We start from the raw sequence: 17,443 nt of genomic DNA on the forward strand, positions 1-17,443 counted from the left end.
GACCCGGATTTCCTGTCTTCAAGTTAGGTCTTAGATGGCCGGCGGGCCGAACTGGTTGGCACCCGGCGTACCCGGCTGGCAGAACCAATAGAGCAGCACCAAAGCGCCGATCAGCGGAATGAAGGCCAGGAGCAGCCACCAGCCAGACTTGTCAAGGTCGTGAAGGCGACGGACGCCAACAGCGATGCTCGGGATCAGTGTCGCGAGAGACCAGATCGCACCGAGCACGGAAGCGCCGAGGACAAAATTGTCGACCATGGCCAGCACGATTGCAACGATGACGACGAAGAGTGTGTACCACCAATATTCGGACCGAATAGCGCGCCCGGAGAAAGTGGCATATTTTTGCGTAAGAACAGTTTTAGCGGCCGTAGCAAAATCCATTGGATCCCCCTGAAATGAACAGAACGACGGCCTTGATCCGCACCCCGCGAGAACAAGACCGTTGGCGGCATGACGGGGCGCAGGGTCGCTTTATTCGCACGGCCCGAGTTTTTCCCCCGTCGCGAACTTACGGCAAGACTGTGACATTGTCACACTGATTTCAGCGCGTGGGATAGGCGGCCGGAGAAAGGCCCGAGGCGGCGCTACTGCGCCGCCTGCTGCTGCTCTTCGTGGCTATCGGGCAAGTCCTCAAGCTGCGTTGTCGAGAGTTCGCCCAGCCGGTTCCAGGCATCAAGCCCGGCAATCTTGTAGGCCTCTGCCAGCGTCGGATAGTTGAAGGTGTTCTCGACGAAATAGTCCACGGTGCCTTTGAGGTTCAGCACGGCCTGGCCGATATGGATGAGCTCCGTAGCACCCTCGCCGACGATGTGCACGCCGAGCAGCCGGCGTGTCTTCATCGAGAAGATCATCTTCAGCATGCCGGTATCGAGGCCCATAATGTGGCCGCGCGAGGTTTCCCGGAAGCGGGCAATGCCGCATTCATACGGAATATGCCGCTCCTTCACCTCTTCCTCGGTCAGACCGCAGGTCGAGATCTCAGGTACGGCATAGATACCATAGGGGAAATATTGCGGCGGCTCGGACGTGCCGACGCCGGCGGCGTGGCGGGCAGCGATGCGGCCCTGTTCCATAGCGGTCGAGGCGAGGCTCGGGAAGCCGACGACGTCGCCTGCGGCATAGATGTTCGGCACCTCGGTCTGGAACGTCTCCGGATTGACCTTGATGCGACCGCGCGCGTCGGCCGTCAGGCCGGCGGCTTCCAGGTTGAGTGCGGCTGTGGCGCCCATCCGTCCTGCAGCATAGAGCACCATTTCGGCGGTCACGACCCGACCGTTCGACAGCGTCACCTTGCACTTGCCGCCCGGCTCGCGCTCGATCTTCTCGGCGGACTGGCCGAAGAGAAGCTTCATGTTGCGGTCGCGCAGTTGATAGGAGAAGTCTTCCACGATCTCGCGATCAATGAAGTCGAGCATCGTCATGCGGGGCTCGATCACGGTCACGGCCGTGTCGAGCGCGCTGTAGATCGTCGCATATTCGATGCCGATGACGCCGGCACCGACCACGATCATCGAGCGCGGGATCTCCTTGATCTCGAGCAGCTCGTCGCTGTCGATGATCTTCTCATGGTCGAAGGGCACGCTCGGCGGACGGAACGGCTTGGTGCCGATCGAGAGCAGAATGGCGTTGCCGCGCACCTGCACGACCTCGCCGTCGGCCTTCTCGACTTCCAGCGTATGTGGATCGACGAAACGGGCAAGACCGCGGAGGTGGTTGACGCGGTTGCGCGAAAACTGATGCTCCAGCACCTCGACTTCGTGGTCGAGCGTGATCAGAAGGCGCCGCCGCAGGTCCTCGGCGCTGATCTCGGCCTTGACGCGGTAGGCGCGGCCGTAGAAGCCACGTTCGCGCCAGCCGGTGAGGTTGAGCGCCGTCTCGCGCAGCGTCTTCGACGGGATGGTGCCGGTATGGACCGAAACGCCGCCGACGCGCGTGCCCTTTTCGATCACCAGTACCCGCTTGTTGAGCTTGGCCGCCTGGATGGCCGCACGCCGTCCCGCCGGGCCGCTGCCGATGACGATGAAATCGTATTGCATCATGTGAGGTTGCCCCGCTATTGCTGCTCGCCTATGGGCTTTGCAGTCTGTATCGAACCGCTCCGGACGTGGCTTTATCAGCTACGCTGTCAGGCACTTTTTCGGCAGAGACATGCTGCGCCGCATTATCAGTCCAGAACAGATCGCAAATCAACCTGAAGATTTGATGATAAACCGGTAAGAACCCATTAAACAGGCCGACTTTTGCGGGCCTTACTCGACCAATTTGAATTCGAGCAGCAGATTTCGCTCGATCAGCGAGTGGTTGTCGTCGGAGACCACGATCAGATGGGTTGAACCATCCTCCGCGGTGAAGGCATCGAGCCCTTCCATATTGTCGATCTGGTGCGAAAAATCCGCCTCCATCACCACGGTACCAGAAACCGTCTTGCCCGGTGCGATATCTTCGCCCTTGAAGCGCCGGATACGCATGCCGATGCCGTCCCTGATCCCGAACTTGCGTTCGAGCAGCAGAAGTGTGCCGTCCTTCAGGAACACGCCGTCAGTGACATCATAAGGCGCAATGCGCTCGACAAAGAAGGTGCCTTTGGCGGGGCCGGACTGCACGCCGGCGATGAAGTCGCCCTTGTCGTTGTAGCTGCGCTCGGCGACCCAGACGATGGCACCCTTCAACGGCCCATCCGGCGATGATTTCATCACGGCTTCCAGGCCGCCATTGCCGCGCAGCTTGACTTCTCCGGTCAGCGGCTTCTCGACAGAAACCGGCTCAGATGTGGCATATCCCTCGATGGGATAGGCCGCGATGCGATGGTTGCGTTCGAAACTGACCAGGATCTTGTCGCCGTCGAGCACCATGCCCTCGGCATCCATATTGTCCTTGTGGTCCTTGCTCTTCGTGCTTCCGGCATCGAGCATGGTGGTGATCGTGTAGTCCTTGATGCCGGAGAGCCTGCCTTCGGCATCACGCTCGATCTCGCCAGTCGCCCAGTGACCGGTGTCCATGATCGAGATGAAATGCTTGCCGTCGGGCAGCATGCGGATCGAGGAGACCGCGCCCATCTCGCCATTCTTCGTCGCCATGACGAGGCCGCCGAGATATTCGAGGCTGCCGAAGCGATTTCCCGCGCCGCTCTTGAATTCCGGGATGACCAGCGACTTGACGGGGAGGGGTTCGCCGTCCACGGCAGGCTGGCTGCCGAAGGCGACCGGGAAGGCAAAGGCGAACAGGACAAACGGCAGGAAGGCGACCAGCGACCATCTCTTCTTCACTGCCACATCAGATCCTTCCAAACGTCCGCTTTATGCGGTGGCGATGACGCTCAAGCTCGCCGGCGCCCGCGCACCGGGCCTTGACCCGCGCCGGTGTCTTCCTCGAAAAGCGCCGCAAGCTGCTCGGTCATCGCGCCGGCCAGTTCGTCGGCATCAATGATGGTCACGGCCTTCTTGTAATAGCGTGTCACGTCATGGCCGATACCGATCGCCAGAAGCTCCACCGGAGACTTTGTCTCGATCTGCTCGATGACGGCGCGCAGATGCCGTTCGAGATAGTTGCCCGGATTGACCGACAGCGTGGAATCGTCGACCGGGGCGCCGTCCGAAATCATCATCAGAATACGCCGTTGCTCGGGCCGTCCCAGCAGACGATTATGCGCCCAGATCAGCGCCTCGCCGTCGATATTTTCCTTAAGCAGGCCTTCGCGCATCATCAGTCCGAGATTGCGCTTCGAGCGCCGCCAAGGCTGGTCGGCAGACTTGTAGACGATGTGGCGCAGATCGTTGAGACGGCCTGGGGAGGCCGGCTTGCCGCTGCCGAGCCATTTTTCGCGGCTCTGGCCGCCCTTCCACGCCTTGGTGGTGAAGCCGAGGATTTCGACCTTGACGCCGCAGCGTTCCAGCGTTCGGGCGAGGATATCGGCACAGGTGGCGGCCACCGTGATCGGCCGGCCGCGCATCGAGCCCGAATTGTCGATGACCAGCGACACGACCGTGTCGCGGAACTTGGTATCCCGCTCCATCTTGAAGGAAAGCGGCTGCATCGGATCGATCACCAGGCGCACCAGGCGTGCGGTATCGAGATAGCCTTCTTCAAGGTCGAAATCCCACGAACGGTTCTGCTGCGCCATCAGCCGGCGCTGCAGCTTGTTGGCGAGCCGGCCGACGGCGCCTTGCAAATGCGCGAGCTGCTTGTCGAGGAAGGCACGCAGGCGATCGAGCTCGGCTTCGTCGCAGAGTTCCTCGGCCGTGATCTCCTCGTCGAATTCCTGGGTGAAGACCGCGTAATCGATCTTCTCGTTGAGATCGTCGAACGGGTTGTTCGGCCGCTTGACCTCGCCTGGAGTCTCGGATTCCTCGTCGCCCTCTTCCATGAGGTCGTCTTCGGAAATCTCGGCGCCGTCGGTCTCGCCTTGCTCCATCTGGTCGTCGGCAGCTTCGTTGTCTTCGGCGGGCGCCTCTTCGGTGCCGGCGTCGTCCTCGGAATTATCCTCGTTCTGCTCCTGGTTGCGCGGCTGCTCTTCCTCGGAATTGGAATCGTCTTCGTTGGTCTGCGAATCTTCGTCGCCGAGGTCTTCGGCCAATTCCATCGAAGCCAGCATGTTGCGGACCAGGCGCGCGAAAGCCTCCTGGTCGTCCATCACGGTCTTCAGCGAGCCGACTTCCTTGTCGGCCTTTTCCTGGAAAAAGGAGCGCCAGAGATCGAGCACCTTGCCCGCACTTTCGGGCGGGCGTTCGCCGGTCAGCGCCTCGCGCACCATGAGAGACATGGCCTCTTCGATGGGCGCGTCCTCGCGGCCATTGATGCCGCGGAAATTCGCCTTGGCGTATTTCTCCGTCAGCATGGAATTGAGGTTTTGCGCCGTGCCGGCCATGCGGCTCGCACCGATCGCCTCGACACGGGCCTGTTCGACGGCGTCATAGATCGCCCGGGCATCGGGGCCAGCGGGGGCAAGCTGCGTATGCAGCCGCTCATCGTGGCAGGCACGGCGCAACGCCATGGAATCGCCAAGGCCGCGCAACACGGAGAGTTCCTGCGCGGTTGGCTTCCGCGACAGTTCGGGTAGCCGCATCCGGTCACCGGTCATGCCGGGCCGGTCGTTGGCAAAGTTCACCTCGACCTCGGCCGAACCCGCGATCGAGCGGACGCAGCCGGTCAGCGCCCGGCGGAACGGCTCCAGGTCGACTGCCTGGCTCGGCTTTGCCCGTGAATTGTCGCCCGGTCCTGCCATGATCCTGCCTGAGATGCTTTCTCGCCGTCAGACACCCAGAACGAGGTTGGCGGCGCTCTCCTTGAGTTCAACGCCGAAGACCCGCTGGTACTGCTCGGCGACGAGCGCGCGCTCGAGATCGTCGCACTTGTTGAGGAAGGTCAGCCGGAAGGCAAAGGCGATGTCGCCGAAGATCGCGGCATTTTCCGCCCAGGTGATGACCGTACGTGGGCTCATGACCGTGGAAAGGTCACCATTGATGAAAGCCGCGCGCGTCAGTTCGGCGACCCGCACCATCTTGGCCACCGTGTCGCGGCCCTTGCTCGCCGTGAAATGCTTCACCTTGGAGGCGACGATGCCGACTTCATGCTCGAAGGGCAGGTAGTTCAGCGTGGTGACGATCGACCAGCGGTCCATCTGCGCCTGGTTGATCTGCTGCGTGCCGTGATAGAGGCCAGTCGTGTCGCCGAGGCCGACCGTGTTGGCGGTCGCAAACAGACGGAAGGCCGGATGCGGGCGGATGACGCGGCTCTGGTCGAGCAGGGTGAGGCGGCCGGATGCTTCGAGCACGCGCTGGATCACGAACATCACATCCGGACGACCCGCATCATACTCGTCGAAGACGAGCGCGATATTGTGCTGGTAGGCCCAGGGCAGGATGCCGTCACGGAACTCGGTAATCTGCTTGCCGTCCTTCAGCACGATCGCGTCCTTGCCGACGAGGTCGATACGGCTGACATGGCTGTCGAGGTTGATGCGGATGCAGGGCCAGTTGAGGCGCGCCGCGACCTGTTCGATATGGGTCGACTTGCCGGTGCCGTGATAGCCCGAAACCATGACGCGTCGATTATGGGCAAAGCCCGCCAGGATGGCCAGCGTCGTGTCGCGATCGAAGAGATAGTCCGGGTCAACATCCGGCACATGCGCATCGGCTTCCGAATAGGCAGGCACGCTGATGTCGGAATCGATTCCGAACACCTCGCGGACCGAGACCTTCGTGTCCGGCAGCTTCACAATATCGAGATCCATCTTGGTCATCATAACTCCAGCGCGACCGTGGGGAACGGCCGTAGAAATCACCGGCGCCTGTCCTATCGCGGGTTTTCGTCGGTGACAACAATATTAAAGCATGCTCCCGAAAGTGGGCACCGGTTTCGGGACAAAGACATGCGCAGGCTCAGGAATCACAGCAAGCGTCAGCAAAAGCCGGCCTGCTTGAGCAGTTGATAGGCCTGGATGACGGCGCGGAAGCGCTCCTCCGAGCCGCGGTCGCCTCCATTTGCGTCAGGATGGTGCTTTTTCACCAGTTCCTTGTAGCGCGACTTGATGTCGCTGGCGGTGGCGTTGTGGGCCAGTTCGAGTGTTTCGAAGGCTTTGCTCTCCAGCGTCTTCAGCTTGCGGTCCGGCGCCGGGCCATGCCGCCCGCCATTCACCCGCCATCCGGCGAAACCGAAGGGGTCGCGCATCTTCGCGGCCCCGGCGCGCGCCTGGTTCATCGTCGGCGACCACTTGGCATTCTTGTTGACGCCCATGGTCCAGGTCGGCCGGTTTCCAGTCACCGCTTCCTTCTGGTAGCGCGACACCTCGGTGTCGGAGAGACCCGAGAAGTAGTTGTAACCCTTATTGTATTCCCTGACATGATCGAAGCAGAACAGAAAATACTGGCCCTCGGCGTTGCGGCCGACGGGTGCGCGATGGACGCCCGGCTTCTCACAGCCGTCCCACTGACAGGTGGGCTTCGCAGGCGGCTCGTCGACGCGCTTTCCCTTGCGGCGCGTACGGATCGAGTCGAAATATTTGGAATCCAGTTTCATCCACACATTATGGGTCTCGGCATGTCGCACCGCAAGAATTGACAAACCGGAAAGTTGGGGTCTTTCTGGAGGGCTTTGCACGGAAGCCAAATCATGTCTCTGGAACCAAGGATGCGGGCCGCGCTCGAAGCTGCCTTTGCGCCGACTAATCTCGAAATCGTCAATGAAAGCAACCTGCATGCAGGTCACAATCCGGAAGCTGCTGCGACCAATGATACGCACTATCGCATCCGCATTGCAGCCGTTTCGCTGGCCGGAAAGAGCCGGGTGAACCAGCATCGTGAGATAAATGCAACGCTGAAATTTGCCTTCGACGAAGGATTGCATGCGCTGGCGATCGAGGTGGTGCCGACGAATTGAATCTTGGCGTCGAAAATGGTATATCCCATCTTGAAGGCGAGGATATACCATGGCGCTTTATGTGAAGGATCCGGAAGTGAATCGCTTGGCCACTCAGTTGGCCGAGGCGCGCGGGACGACCAAAACCGAGGTCTTGAAGCAAGCGCTCCAGCATGAGCTGGAGCGCGAGGAAAAGGACACATATGTGGAGCGGGCCATGGCATTTGCGCGGAGGTTGCGAGCCAAGGGAAATCCCGATCATATTGAAACGGTGGACAAGGCGTTCATCGACAGTCTCTACGAAGATTGATCGCCGATGTTTGTCGACGCATCCGCATTTTGCGCAATGCTCATGAGCGAAGAAGACGCTGAATTTTTCGCGGCGAAACTTAGCGGCGCTTCGCGCCGCATTACGTCTCCAATGGCCGTATGGGAGACGACAGTGAATGTGTCAAAGGGCTTGGACATCGAACTTGAGACGGCCCAACTTGAGGTCGAGGAATACCTTTCCGAATTCAAGATCGAGAATCTTGCTATAGCGCCGGAAACCACCGCAATCGCCCTCGATGCATTCCGCCATTATGGCAAAGGCCGCCACCCTGCGGCCCTGAATTTCGGCGACTGCTTCGCGTATGCCTGCGCCAGGCACCATAATGTCCCCTTGCTCTACAAGGGCAACGACTTCGTACTGACAGACATAGAGACTGCTTGATACGTCTTACCCGTCCACATCCCAATGCGACTTGAAGATCGGGTCGAAGACCGTAACCGGCCCGTCGCCCGTCTCGATCCTCACCGGAAACTCCACCGGCGCATCACGCTTGATAAGTCTGATCGTCTCCTCGTTCGGCTTCACGCCATACCAGGCAGGACCATTCAACGACGCAAAGGCCTCGAGCTTGTCGAGCGTCTTCTCTTCCTCAAACACATGCGCCAGGCAGGATAGCGTGTTGATCGACGTAAAGCAGCCGGCGCAGCCGCAAGCGCATTCCTTGAGCGGGTCGACATGCGGCGCCGAATCCGTGCCGAGGAAGAATTTCGGGTTGCCCGAGGTCGCGGCCTTGCGCAGCGCCAGGCGGTGCTTCTCGCGTTTGGCCACAGGTAGGCAGTAATAATGCGGCCGGATGCCGCCGACGAGAATATTGTTGCGGTTGATGATCAGGTGATGGGTGGTGATCGTGCCGGCGATGTTGTCCGACTGGTTCACATAGTCGACGCCATCCTCCGTCGTGATGTGCTCCATCGTCACCCGCAGGTCCGGCAGCCGCTTCTTGAGCGGTTCGAGCACCGTCTCGATGAACGCCGCCTCGCGGTCGAAAATATCGACATCAGGCGTCGTCACTTCGCCATGGATGCACAGCGTCAGGCCAATCTTCGCCATGCGCTCCAGCACCGGCATTGCGTTTTCGAAATTGCGAACGCCGGAATGCGAGTTGGTCGTCGCACCCGCCGGATAGAGCTTCACCGCCGTGATCAATCCGGACTTCGCCCCTTCCTCGACATCGTCTGGCGAGGTGCCCTCGGTGAGGTAGAGCGTCATCAGCGGCTCGAAGCTGTGGCTTTCCGGCACCGCTGCCAGGATCCGTTCGCGATAGGCGCGGGCGTCCGCCGTTGTCACTACCGGCGGCACGAGGTTCGGCATGATGATCGCCCGGGCGAAATGCCGCGACGTATAGGGCAAGACGCCCTCCAGCATGGCGCCGTCGCGCAGGTGCAGGTGCCAGTCGTCGGGGCGGCGGATGGTGAGCGAGGTCATGGAAATCTCCTGCGGCTGGCGGTTTCCCGCTCATAGAGCAAGTCCGGGAAATCTGTGAAGCGCTTTTCGATCTAGAAGGCGCCAGAGTAGAAACAAAAAAGCCGGCGGATTGATCCGCCGGCAGTCAGACACTTGAAAGGTGGAGAAGATCAGGCCGCCATCGCTTCCGCCGGCGGCGCCTTGGCGCCGGTCATGAAGGCAACGGCGTCGGACATCGTATAGTCCTTGGGATTGATCACGCAGAGCCGCTTGCCGAGGCGATGGATGTGGATGCGATCCGCCACCTCGAAGACATGCGGCATATTGTGCGAGATCAGGACGATCGGCATGCCGCGCGATTTCACGTCGAGGATGAGTTCGAGCACCTTGCGCGATTCCTTGACGCCGAGCGCCGCTGTCGGCTCGTCGAGGATGATGACCTTCGAGCCGAAGGCCGCGGCGCGGGCCACGGCAACGCCCTGGCGTTGGCCGCCGGACAGCGTCTCGACCGCCTGGTTGATGTTCTGGATCGTCATCAGCCCAAGTTCGGAGAGCTTGTCGCGCGCGATCTTTTCCATCCTGGGGCGGTCGAGCATGCGGAAGATCGAGCCAAGCGGGCCCGACCGCCGGATTTCCCGTCCGAGGAACATGTTGTCGGCGATCGACAGAGCCGGCGACAGCGCGAGGTTCTGGTAGACCGTCTCGATGCCGGCCGCACGCGCTTCCATCGGATTGGAGAAATGCACGACATTGCCTTCAAGACGGATCTCGCCCTCGTCCGGCTTCACGGCGCCCGAGATCGCCTTGATCAAGGACGACTTTCCGGCGCCGTTGTCGCCGATCACGGCGAGGATTTCGCCGGGATAGAGATCGAAGTCCGAATAATCGAGAGCGGTGACGCGGCCATAGCGCTTGACGATGCCGCGCGCGGTGAGAAGAGGTTCCATCAGCCTGCCACCTTTCTGATCCACTGGTCGATCGCGACCGCCGAGATGATGAGGACGCCGGTCAGGCCGACCTTCCATTGCGGGTCGGCGCCCAGCATGTTGAGCCCCATCGAGACGACGCCGACGATCATCGCGCCGATCAATGTGCCGAGGATCGAGCCGCGCCCGCCGAACAGCGATATGCCACCGATCACGGCCGCGGTGATGGCCTGAAGATTGTAGTCGGTGACGGCCCAGGACGGCGAGATCGAGCCGTTGCGGCCGATCGATACCCAGGCGGCGAGCGCCGCGATCAGTCCGGCCAGGGTGTAGGTTCCAAGCATCACGCGATCGACGCGGATACCCGACAGTTTGGCGGCTTCCGGATCGTCACCCACCGCATAGAGGTGGCGACCCCATGCCGTATGGTTGAGCGCGTACCAGAGCACCAGGACAAGGACGACCATGACGATGACGCCGAGCGTGAACACCGCCGATCCGATCTTGAAGCTCGTGCCGAACAGGCCGAGCAGCGGCGCCGAGGTCTCGATGTCGGCGCGCCGGATCGTCTCGTTGGCCGAATAGATGAAATTCGTCGCCATGATGATGTACCAGGTGCCGAGCGTCACGATGAACGGTGGAAGCTTGACCTTGGCGACGAGAAAACCGTTGAGCAGGCCGCAGACCGCGCCGGTCAGCATGCCGATCGGGACGGCAAAGATAGCCGGTATGCCATAGGTGACCGCGCAGTTGCCCATGACCACGGCCGACAGAACCATGATCACGCCGATCGACAGATCGATGCCGGCAATCAGGATGACAAGCGTCTGGCCCGCGCCGAGAATACCCACGACGGCGATCTGCTGCAGGATCAGCGTCAGCGTGCCGGCGGTGAAGAAGCGCTCGCCCTTTAGCACACCGAAAACGATGATGGAGAGGATAAGAACGATAGCCGGGGTCGCCGCCGGCTTGGAATGCAGAAAATGCTGGATGCGCTGGAGTATCGACTGACTCTCGAAACTGGCGACCGTCGTGTCGCTCTTGTCGAGAACCTTCTCGAATTCCTGAATGCTGGCCATGTATCCCTCCCAAGGGTCAGAATCGGTTCCGGCCTATGGCGCCGGTTACGCCGGTTCGAAAGAGGGCGGCTGTGCCGCCCTCGATCGATAGTGTACCCGATGGGTCAGCCGATCAACCCCAGCACTTCTCGGTGCCGGTCTTGACGTCGATGGATTCGACGCCGGCGGCAGGCTTGTCGGTCACCAGAGCGACGCCAGTGTCGAAGAAGTCCTTGCCTTCGGTCGGCTTCGGCTTCTCGCCGGTGTCGGCGAACTTCTTGATCGCTTCGATGCCGAGCGACGCCATCAGCAGCGGATACTGCTGCGAGGTCGCACCGATCACGCCTTCGGCAACCGATTTGACGCCTGGGCAACCGCCGTCGACCGACACGATCAGCACGTCTTTTTCCTTGCCGACGGCCTTGAGCGCTTCATAGGCGCCGACAGCGGCCGGTTCGTTGATCGTGTGGATCACGTTGATGTCAGGATCCTTCTGGAGAAGGTTTTCCATGGCGGTGCGGCCGCCTTCTTCGTTGCCATTGGTCACGTCATGGCCGACGATGCGCGGATCATCTTCGTCGCCGATCTTGTTCGGGTCCTTCGGGTCGATGCCGAAACCGATCATGAAGCCCTGGTCGCGCAGCACGTCGACGGTGGGCTGCGACGGGACGAGATCAAGAAAGCCGATCTTGGCGTCCTTGGCCTTGTCGCCGAGCGTGGCGGCAGCCCATGCGCCGATCAGCTTGCCGGCTAGCAGGTTGTCTGTGGCGAAGGTCGCGTCGGCAGCGGTCGCCGGGTCAAGCGGGGTGTCGAGAGCGATGACAAGCAGGCCGGCGTCCTGGGCCTTCTTGACCTGGTCGACAATCGCCTTGGTGTCGGATGCGGCGATCAGGATACCCTTGGCGCCATCGGCAATGCAGGATTCGATCGCGGCGACCTGGCTGTCATGGTCACCATCGACCTTGCCGGCATAGGACTTGAGATCGACGCCGAGCTCAGCCGCCTTGGCGGCCGCGCCTTCCTTCATCTTGACGAAGAAGGGGTTGGTGTCGGTCTTGGTGATCAGGCAGGCGGAAATGCCAGCGGCGCTGGCGCTGCCGCAGAAAGCCACGCCGAGCGCGAGTGCGCCGAGAGTGGCGGAAAGAACGGATTTCTTCATCGTGAACTCCTCCCAAGGAATTGTTGGCGACGGCGGACGATCCGCCGCTCCTCCGAGCGACCGCACCCGTGCGGGTGACGCTTGCTAAGGCTTCCTCCTGCCTCATGCGGTCGGTCGAGGGAAAAATAACCACCGAATGAGACGAGTGTCAATAAATAAATTCGATTGATTTATTTATTCGCTGTGGCATGCTTCTACCTTGAAGAGTACCAATGCCCGGGAGGAGAAAGGGCAATGGCCAATATCGAAGCTGACCAGGAAATCGCCGCCGGGATCGTCGATCCCATGGGCGGGGCCAACCAGACGCGTGTGCGTGCCTACAATGAGCGGCTGGTCCTGTCGCTCGTGCGCCGGCATGGCTCGCTATCGAAAGCCGAGATCGCCCGTCGCACCGGCCTTTCCGCACAGACGGTTTCCGTCATCATGCGTGCGCTCGAAAAGGATGGCTTGCTGACACGCGGCAGTCCCCAGCGCGGCCGTGTTGGCCAGCCCTCGATCCCCATGAGCCTCAATCCCGATGGCGTGCTGTCTCTCGGCCTCAAGATCGGCCGCCGCAGTGCCGATCTCATCCTATTGGATTTCACCGGCCGCGTCCGTTTCCAGCTGCACGAGGCCTATCGCTATCCGACTCCGGCGGGCGTGCTTGCTTTCGTGGAAGCCAGCGTGTCCAAGGTCCTGGCAGATATGAGTCCCGCTGACCGCGGCCGGATCGCCGGGCTTGGCGTCGCGCTGCCCTTCGAGCTCTGGAATTGGGTGGAAGAGGTCGGTGCGCCGATGGCGGATATGGACGCGTGGCGCCATGCCGATATCGCCGCGCTGCTGGCCGAGCGTCTGCCTTTTCCCGTGCTGCTGCAGAACGACGCCACGGCGGCCTGTGCTGCCGAGCTCGCCTTTGGCCATGGTCCGCGCTTCTCGGATTTCGCCTATTTCTTTCTGGGCTCTTTCATTGGCGGCGGCGTGGTGCTCAACCATGCGCTCTATCCCGGCCGGACCGGCAATGCAGGCGCCTTCGGTTCCATGCCCTTTCCCGCGAAAGAAGGCGGACATGACCAACTCATCGATCACGCCTCCGTTGTTCTTCTCGAAAAAATGCTGCTTGAGGCCGGACGCAATCCGTCATCAATCTGGCTGACGCCTGAGAAATGGGATGATTTCGGCGATATCGCCAAGCTCTGGATCGAGCGGACCGGCCGGGCATTGGCACTCGCCATCGCCACCGTGTGTTCGGTGATCGATTTCGAAGCCGTGATCATCGATGGCGGTTTCTCGGCCGAGATCCGCCGGGCGGTGACGGCGGTGGCGCGCCGCGAACTTGCCGGCCTCAATCTGCAGGGTATTGAAACGCCAGTCGTGGAAGAGGGTCTGGTCGGCTCCGCCGCGCGCGCCATCGGGGCGGCAAGCCTGCCGCTCTTCTCGCGCTATCACATTGATCAAAGCGTATTGTTCAAGGAAATGGCATAATGCTGAAAGGTCTCGATCCCGTTCTGAGCCCCGCGCTGCTGTCGACATTGCGGTCGATGGGTCACGGCGACGAGATCGCACTGGTGGACGGCAACTATCCGGGCGAGGAGCATGCCCGGAGGCTGGTACGGGCCGATGGTCTCACTGTCGCACAGGTGCTCGATGCCGTGCTCTCGGTCCTGCCCATCGATCATGCCGTGGATCATGCGATCTTTCGCGCCGTGGTTCCGGATCGCCCCGATATTCCCGATCCTGTTCACCAGAAGATGATCGACATCTGCCGACGCTGGGAGCCGGATCGGCCGGTCGTTCCGCTCGCACCGGAGCTGTTTTACGCCCGCGTCCGCACCAGCCATACCATCGTACAGACGTCGGAACCGGCGCTCTATGGCAACATCATCCTGCGAAAAGGCGTGATCACTCGCCTGTGATCCGCGATTGCAAATTTGTAATGTTGCATCATCTTGAAGATCCATGTTGCCGACAACATATCTCTATTGCTGGTGTTCCTGACGAGGTCACCATAGCTGACCGCGGCTCCGTCCCCCGCCCGTGTCAGCAAGAAGTGCGGGCAAGGGCCTATTCCCCCTCTCCGGGCCCTTGCCTGCTTCCCTGCAAGCGAATTGTCCGCCGGTTATTTGAGCTCAAATGGCTCAAGGCCGGCTTTTTCTTGGGCTGTCCTGGGGAGTAGTGTGTTTTCGTCTTGTGAAACCACTGATTTCTGTCTTAATTCGGCACAAATGAATTTTGACCGCATGGAATCAGCCGCCTATCTTTCCACGTTGCTTGCGAAGGGCTTTTCGAAGTCGCTCGCAACCCGCGCGAATGCACTCGGCTTCCTGCCAGGCCAGTTCCCCGTCCTGGTCGAATTGTGGAATGAAGACGGCATCACCCAGCGCGAACTGCTCGATCGGCTCGATATCGAACAGGCGACACTTGCCAACACGCTGTCGCGCATGGAACGCGACGGTCTGATCCTGCGCCAGCCACATCCCAAGGATCGGCGCGCCACCTGCATTTACCTGACCGCTCGTGCCAGGGCGATCGAGGAGCCGGCCCTTGCGGCTGCGCGCGACGCCGACCAGGAGCTCTTCAAGGGCTTCCGCCGCTTCGAAAAAGAGCTGATGCTCGAATATATCCGCTGGGCCATCGACAACGCCCGCAAGCTTTGAGCGTTGAAAGGCCGAATCCAGCCTCGAAAGCTCTGTGCAGCCTTCCCCCATTATGGCCCTGTTACAAAAGTGACTGCCGCAAATCCGGTCCCGTGCGATGAGGCGCCCAAGGCAATTTTGCCACATGCGCCAGTCGTTTACCGGGGGTTAACCATGACGAAGATTTTCGCCTACGTTCTGTTCGCGATTGTCACACTTTCGACATGCGCCTCCATGATGACGGCTTCAACCGGGACAGCGGCGGCGTGCGATTCTGTCTCGATATGTGACTAGGGACTTACGTAACATGAAACCGATCTACTTCCTCCTCATTGCCATGGTGGCAACAACCTTTGGCGCGTCTGCCTTCGAGCTTTCGACACGCGAGAATCCGACCGCGTTCCCTTGCAGCTACACGATGTCTTGCCGCTGATGATCCGTGGCGGGTGACTCCACCCGCCACCGCATTCCTCTCCGCATTTTCTCCTTCGACATCCTGGGCCATCGAATTCGGCGAGCATCCCTGCTCTCGAAGCGATGGATTGCGCTTTCAAGGCTGGCAGCCAGGCATCTGGTATTCCTGTCTTTTTCCGGATAAACCTCATTTTGATGTTTTCCGGGCGCGATCCTGCGCCTGTCAGCCGGGGCACTATGTGAAGACCAGCCGTCCGAAGCTCGAGCAGATCGCCCGCATCGCAGGTGTGTCCAAGGCCACCGTCGATCGTGTTCTCAACAACAGGGACGGCGTCCAGCAGCATACGCGCCTTCATGTGATCAAGGTGATGGAGAGCCTCTCGGGCGAAAGCGTCCAGGGCGCCGCGCGCCGCCTCCGGCTCGATTTCGCGCTGCCGGGCGGCCGCAATGCCTTCATCGCCGATCTCGCCCATCATCTCGAACGTCAGGCCGCTCAGCGCGGTGATGTCGATGTCCATATCCACCGCTTCGAGGCGATCGAGCCGGAACAGATTGCGGCGACCCTCGACAGCCTCAAGGAAAAGTCCAACGGCGTTGGCCTGATCGGCCTCGACAGTCCGTTGGTGCGCGAATCCGTCCGCCGCCTGATTGCCGGAGGCGTCACCGTGCTGACGCTGGTCTCCGACATCAGTCATGTCGGCCGCGTCTCCTATGTCGGCATAGACAACCGCGCCGCCGGACGCCTTGCCGGCTATCTCATCGGCCGTTTCCTGCCCGGCGCCAAGGGCAAGGTGGCGCTGATCGCCGGCGCGCTCGCCTATCGCGGCCATGAGGAACGCGAGATGGGCTTCCGCCACATTCTCCGCGAACGTTTCCCTGATATGGAGATCGTCGCGCCGCCCGAGGTGCGTGAGGATCCCGATCGCGCCTATGAGGAAGTCCGAACGCTGCTCGACCGCTATCCCGACCTGCTCGCCATCTATTGCATCGGCGCCGGCGGTGAAGGCATCGGCCGCGCACTGATCGAAAAGGGCCGGGCACAATCGGTCGTCTTCATCGGCCATGACTTGACGGACTATACTCGCGCCTACCTGCTCGACGGCGTCATGGACGCCGTGATCGACCAGAATGCCCGCGTCGAGGCCCGAGATGCCATCGACCGCCTCGTCCGCGCCATCAACGGCGAGACTGACATCCCGCAGACCACTGTGCGCATCCAGTCGGTTTTTCCCGAAAACATCCCAAGCGAGATCTGACCGCTTTCGGTCGCGGGGGTCACCCCGCTCTGTTCGGGCTAACGGCTCTTGTAGGCAGGTAAATACCTGCGCTTGACATGCAGGTATTTACCTGCCTATTATATCTGCAATGAGTGAGACGATGGACACTGACAAGGTTTTCAAGGCGCTGGCCGATCCGACACGCAGAATGCTGCTCGACCTCCTCAGCGAGAGGAACGGGCAGTCGCTGGGTGAGCTTTGCGAAAACCTGGACATGGCCCGGCAATCGGCCACGCAGCATCTCGGAATACTGGAAGACGCCAATCTCGTGAGCACCGTCAGGCGTGGCCGGGAAAAGCTTCATTTCATCAACCCCGTGCCGCTTTACGAAGTCTACGAGCGGTGGATCAAGAAATTCGAACATCAGCGGCTCGGCCTGCTGCACGACCTGAAAAGAGAACTCGAAGGAGAATGACGATGGCCAAGGAGATGACCAGCTTTGTTTACGTGACCTACATTCTCTCGACACCCGAAAAGGTGTTCGAGGCCATTACCAAACCCGATATCGCCAAGCGCTACTGGGGCCACGAGAATGTCTCCGACTGGCGGCAGGGCTCGAAATGGGAACATGTCAAAGCCAATGACGACCGCACGGTCGAACTCGTCGGCAAGGTGATCGAGATCTCGCCGCCATCTAGGCTGGTCATCAGCTGGGCCAATCAGTCCCAGTCCGAAGACCCGGAAGCCTATAGCCGGGTGACCTTCGGGATCGAGGAATTCAACGACATGGTGAAGCTGACCGTCACCCATGACGACCTCGTCGTCGGCAGCGGCATGGCGAACGGCGTCACCAAGGGCTGGCCGATCGTGCTTTCCAGCATGAAATCTTTCCTCGAAACCGGCAAGGGCCTCGACATTTTCGCCAAGCCGAAAGCAGCCTGACCCCCTATCGACGTCGAATCCAGA

The 17,443-nt window shown here is 60.8% G+C and carries 19 protein-coding genes; 9 read left to right on the forward strand and 10 right to left on the reverse strand.

Translation table 11 applies throughout. The features are described from left to right. Nucleotides 1-30: 30 nt before the first annotated feature. From AC2YI2_RS29305 to AC2YI2_RS29330, 6 genes are all read right to left on the reverse strand, one after another. Nucleotides 31-384: a DUF805 domain-containing protein gene (locus AC2YI2_RS29305; RefSeq protein WP_487390071.1), complete on the reverse strand. Its 354-nt coding sequence runs from the start codon at nucleotides 382-384 to the stop codon at nucleotides 31-33. A 203-nt stretch (nucleotides 385-587) separates the two neighbouring features. Beyond that, nucleotides 588-2,042 carry a Si-specific NAD(P)(+) transhydrogenase gene (gene sthA / locus AC2YI2_RS29310; protein WP_487390072.1) on the reverse strand — a complete coding sequence of 485 codons (1,455 nt, stop codon included), beginning with the start codon at nucleotides 2,040-2,042 and terminating at the stop codon, nucleotides 588-590. Nucleotides 2,043-2,252: 210 nt separating this feature from the next. Continuing rightward, nucleotides 2,253-3,275 carry an esterase-like activity of phytase family protein gene (locus tag AC2YI2_RS29315; protein WP_487390073.1) on the reverse strand — a complete coding sequence of 341 codons (1,023 nt, stop codon included), beginning with the start codon at nucleotides 3,273-3,275 and terminating at the stop codon, nucleotides 2,253-2,255. A 44-nt stretch (nucleotides 3,276-3,319) separates the two neighbouring features. Continuing rightward, nucleotides 3,320-5,224 (reverse strand): cobaltochelatase subunit CobT, encoded by a 1,905-nt coding sequence (gene cobT, locus AC2YI2_RS29320; RefSeq protein ID WP_487390074.1) that lies wholly within the window; start codon nucleotides 5,222-5,224, stop codon nucleotides 3,320-3,322. Between the two features lie 27 nt (nucleotides 5,225-5,251). Beyond that, the gene (cobS, locus tag AC2YI2_RS29325) at nucleotides 5,252-6,241 is read right to left on the reverse strand and encodes a cobaltochelatase subunit CobS (RefSeq protein WP_487390075.1); all 990 of its coding nucleotides are present in this window, start codon (nucleotides 6,239-6,241) and stop codon (nucleotides 5,252-5,254) included. A 158-nt stretch (nucleotides 6,242-6,399) separates the two neighbouring features. Further along, nucleotides 6,400-7,017: a J domain-containing protein gene (locus tag AC2YI2_RS29330; RefSeq protein ID WP_487390076.1), complete on the reverse strand. Its 618-nt coding sequence runs from the start codon at nucleotides 7,015-7,017 to the stop codon at nucleotides 6,400-6,402. Nucleotides 7,018-7,110: 93 nt separating this feature from the next. Between AC2YI2_RS29330 and AC2YI2_RS29335 the strand changes: the two genes are divergently transcribed. From AC2YI2_RS29335 to AC2YI2_RS29345, 3 genes are read left to right on the forward strand one after another with little or no spacing between them, the layout of a single operon-like run. Further along, nucleotides 7,111-7,377 carry a BolA family protein gene (locus AC2YI2_RS29335; RefSeq protein ID WP_487390077.1) on the forward strand — a complete coding sequence of 89 codons (267 nt, stop codon included), beginning with the start codon at nucleotides 7,111-7,113 and terminating at the stop codon, nucleotides 7,375-7,377. Nucleotides 7,378-7,426: 49 nt separating this feature from the next. Beyond that, nucleotides 7,427-7,666 (forward strand): type II toxin-antitoxin system VapB family antitoxin, encoded by a 240-nt coding sequence (locus tag AC2YI2_RS29340; RefSeq protein WP_487390078.1) that lies wholly within the window; start codon nucleotides 7,427-7,429, stop codon nucleotides 7,664-7,666. A gap of 6 nt (nucleotides 7,667-7,672) precedes the next feature. Then, on the forward strand, nucleotides 7,673-8,068 hold the full coding sequence (locus tag AC2YI2_RS29345) for a type II toxin-antitoxin system VapC family toxin (protein ID WP_487390079.1): 396 nt from the start codon (nucleotides 7,673-7,675) through the stop codon (nucleotides 8,066-8,068). 6 nt (nucleotides 8,069-8,074) lie between these two features. Here AC2YI2_RS29345 and pyrC read toward each other — a convergent pair whose 3' ends face one another. The 4 genes from pyrC to AC2YI2_RS29365 all read right to left on the reverse strand — a co-directional run bounded on the left by pyrC (nucleotide 8,075) and on the right by AC2YI2_RS29365 (nucleotide 12,234). Then, entirely contained in the window at nucleotides 8,075-9,112 is a 1,038-nt protein-coding gene (pyrC, locus tag AC2YI2_RS29350) for a dihydroorotase (RefSeq protein ID WP_487390080.1), read from the reverse strand. Between the two features lie 149 nt (nucleotides 9,113-9,261). Then, a complete protein-coding gene (locus AC2YI2_RS29355) occupies nucleotides 9,262-10,038 on the reverse strand; it encodes an ATP-binding cassette domain-containing protein (protein WP_487390081.1) in 777 nt (258 codons plus the stop codon). Further along, on the reverse strand, nucleotides 10,038-11,096 hold the full coding sequence (locus tag AC2YI2_RS29360) for an ABC transporter permease (protein WP_487390082.1): 1,059 nt from the start codon (nucleotides 11,094-11,096) through the stop codon (nucleotides 10,038-10,040). Before AC2YI2_RS29360 ends, AC2YI2_RS29355 begins: the two co-directional genes overlap by 1 nt. A gap of 112 nt (nucleotides 11,097-11,208) precedes the next feature. Next, nucleotides 11,209-12,234, reverse strand: a complete 1,026-nt coding sequence (locus tag AC2YI2_RS29365) for a substrate-binding domain-containing protein (RefSeq protein ID WP_487390083.1) — start codon at nucleotides 12,232-12,234, stop codon at nucleotides 11,209-11,211. A gap of 234 nt (nucleotides 12,235-12,468) precedes the next feature. Here AC2YI2_RS29365 and AC2YI2_RS29370 point away from each other — a divergent pair, with 234 nt between their 5' ends. From AC2YI2_RS29370 to AC2YI2_RS29395, 6 genes are all read left to right on the forward strand, one after another. Beyond that, nucleotides 12,469-13,695, forward strand: coding sequence for an ROK family transcriptional regulator (locus AC2YI2_RS29370; RefSeq protein WP_487390084.1), 1,227 nt, complete (start codon nucleotides 12,469-12,471; stop codon nucleotides 13,693-13,695). Then, nucleotides 13,695-14,126 (forward strand): RbsD/FucU family protein, encoded by a 432-nt coding sequence (locus AC2YI2_RS29375; RefSeq protein ID WP_487390085.1) that lies wholly within the window; start codon nucleotides 13,695-13,697, stop codon nucleotides 14,124-14,126. Before AC2YI2_RS29370 ends, AC2YI2_RS29375 begins: the two co-directional genes overlap by 1 nt. 324 nt (nucleotides 14,127-14,450) lie before the next feature. Further along, entirely contained in the window at nucleotides 14,451-14,867 is a 417-nt protein-coding gene (locus AC2YI2_RS29380; protein ID WP_487390086.1) for a MarR family winged helix-turn-helix transcriptional regulator, read from the forward strand. A 632-nt stretch (nucleotides 14,868-15,499) separates the two neighbouring features. After that, nucleotides 15,500-16,516, forward strand: a complete 1,017-nt coding sequence (locus AC2YI2_RS29385) for a LacI family DNA-binding transcriptional regulator (protein ID WP_487390087.1) — start codon at nucleotides 15,500-15,502, stop codon at nucleotides 16,514-16,516. Nucleotides 16,517-16,637: 121 nt separating this feature from the next. Next, on the forward strand, nucleotides 16,638-16,952 hold the full coding sequence (locus tag AC2YI2_RS29390; RefSeq protein ID WP_487390088.1) for an ArsR/SmtB family transcription factor: 315 nt from the start codon (nucleotides 16,638-16,640) through the stop codon (nucleotides 16,950-16,952). A gap of 2 nt (nucleotides 16,953-16,954) precedes the next feature. Next, nucleotides 16,955-17,419 carry an SRPBCC family protein gene (locus AC2YI2_RS29395; protein WP_487390089.1) on the forward strand — a complete coding sequence of 155 codons (465 nt, stop codon included), beginning with the start codon at nucleotides 16,955-16,957 and terminating at the stop codon, nucleotides 17,417-17,419. The last annotated feature ends 24 nt before the right edge of the window (nucleotides 17,420-17,443 follow it).

The sequence above is a fragment of the Rhizobium sp. SRI_017 genome (genome assembly GCF_057586295.1).

Bases quoted from the DNA above. Each gene is read 5' to 3' on its own strand.
- AC2YI2_RS29355 (WP_487390081.1), bottom strand. From the start codon at position 10,038: ATGGAACCTCTTCTCACCGCGCGCGGCATCGTCAAGCGCTATGGCCGC.
- AC2YI2_RS29395 (WP_487390089.1), top strand. From the start codon at position 16,955: ATGGCCAAGGAGATGACCAGCTTTGTTTACGTGACCTACATTCTCTCG.
- AC2YI2_RS29380 (WP_487390086.1), top strand. From the start codon at position 14,451: ATGGAATCAGCCGCCTATCTTTCCACGTTGCTTGCGAAGGGCTTTTCG.
- AC2YI2_RS29330 (WP_487390076.1), bottom strand. From the start codon at position 7,017: ATGAAACTGGATTCCAAATATTTCGACTCGATCCGTACGCGCCGCAAG.
- AC2YI2_RS29340 (WP_487390078.1), top strand. From the start codon at position 7,427: ATGGCGCTTTATGTGAAGGATCCGGAAGTGAATCGCTTGGCCACTCAG.
- AC2YI2_RS29335 (WP_487390077.1), top strand. From the start codon at position 7,111: ATGTCTCTGGAACCAAGGATGCGGGCCGCGCTCGAAGCTGCCTTTGCG.
- AC2YI2_RS29390 (WP_487390088.1), top strand. From the start codon at position 16,638: ATGGACACTGACAAGGTTTTCAAGGCGCTGGCCGATCCGACACGCAGA.
- AC2YI2_RS29305 (WP_487390071.1), bottom strand. From the start codon at position 384: ATGGATTTTGCTACGGCCGCTAAAACTGTTCTTACGCAAAAATATGCC.
- AC2YI2_RS29370 (WP_487390084.1), top strand. From the start codon at position 12,469: ATGGCCAATATCGAAGCTGACCAGGAAATCGCCGCCGGGATCGTCGAT.
- AC2YI2_RS29365 (WP_487390083.1), bottom strand. From the start codon at position 12,234: ATGAAGAAATCCGTTCTTTCCGCCACTCTCGGCGCACTCGCGCTCGGC.
- pyrC (WP_487390080.1), bottom strand. From the start codon at position 9,112: ATGACCTCGCTCACCATCCGCCGCCCCGACGACTGGCACCTGCACCTG.
- AC2YI2_RS29360 (WP_487390082.1), bottom strand. From the start codon at position 11,096: ATGGCCAGCATTCAGGAATTCGAGAAGGTTCTCGACAAGAGCGACACG.
- sthA (WP_487390072.1), bottom strand. From the start codon at position 2,042: ATGATGCAATACGATTTCATCGTCATCGGCAGCGGCCCGGCGGGACGG.
- AC2YI2_RS29345 (WP_487390079.1), top strand. From the start codon at position 7,673: ATGTTTGTCGACGCATCCGCATTTTGCGCAATGCTCATGAGCGAAGAA.
- cobS (WP_487390075.1), bottom strand. From the start codon at position 6,241: ATGACCAAGATGGATCTCGATATTGTGAAGCTGCCGGACACGAAGGTC.
- AC2YI2_RS29375 (WP_487390085.1), top strand. From the start codon at position 13,695: ATGCTGAAAGGTCTCGATCCCGTTCTGAGCCCCGCGCTGCTGTCGACA.
- cobT (WP_487390074.1), bottom strand. From the start codon at position 5,224: ATGGCAGGACCGGGCGACAATTCACGGGCAAAGCCGAGCCAGGCAGTC.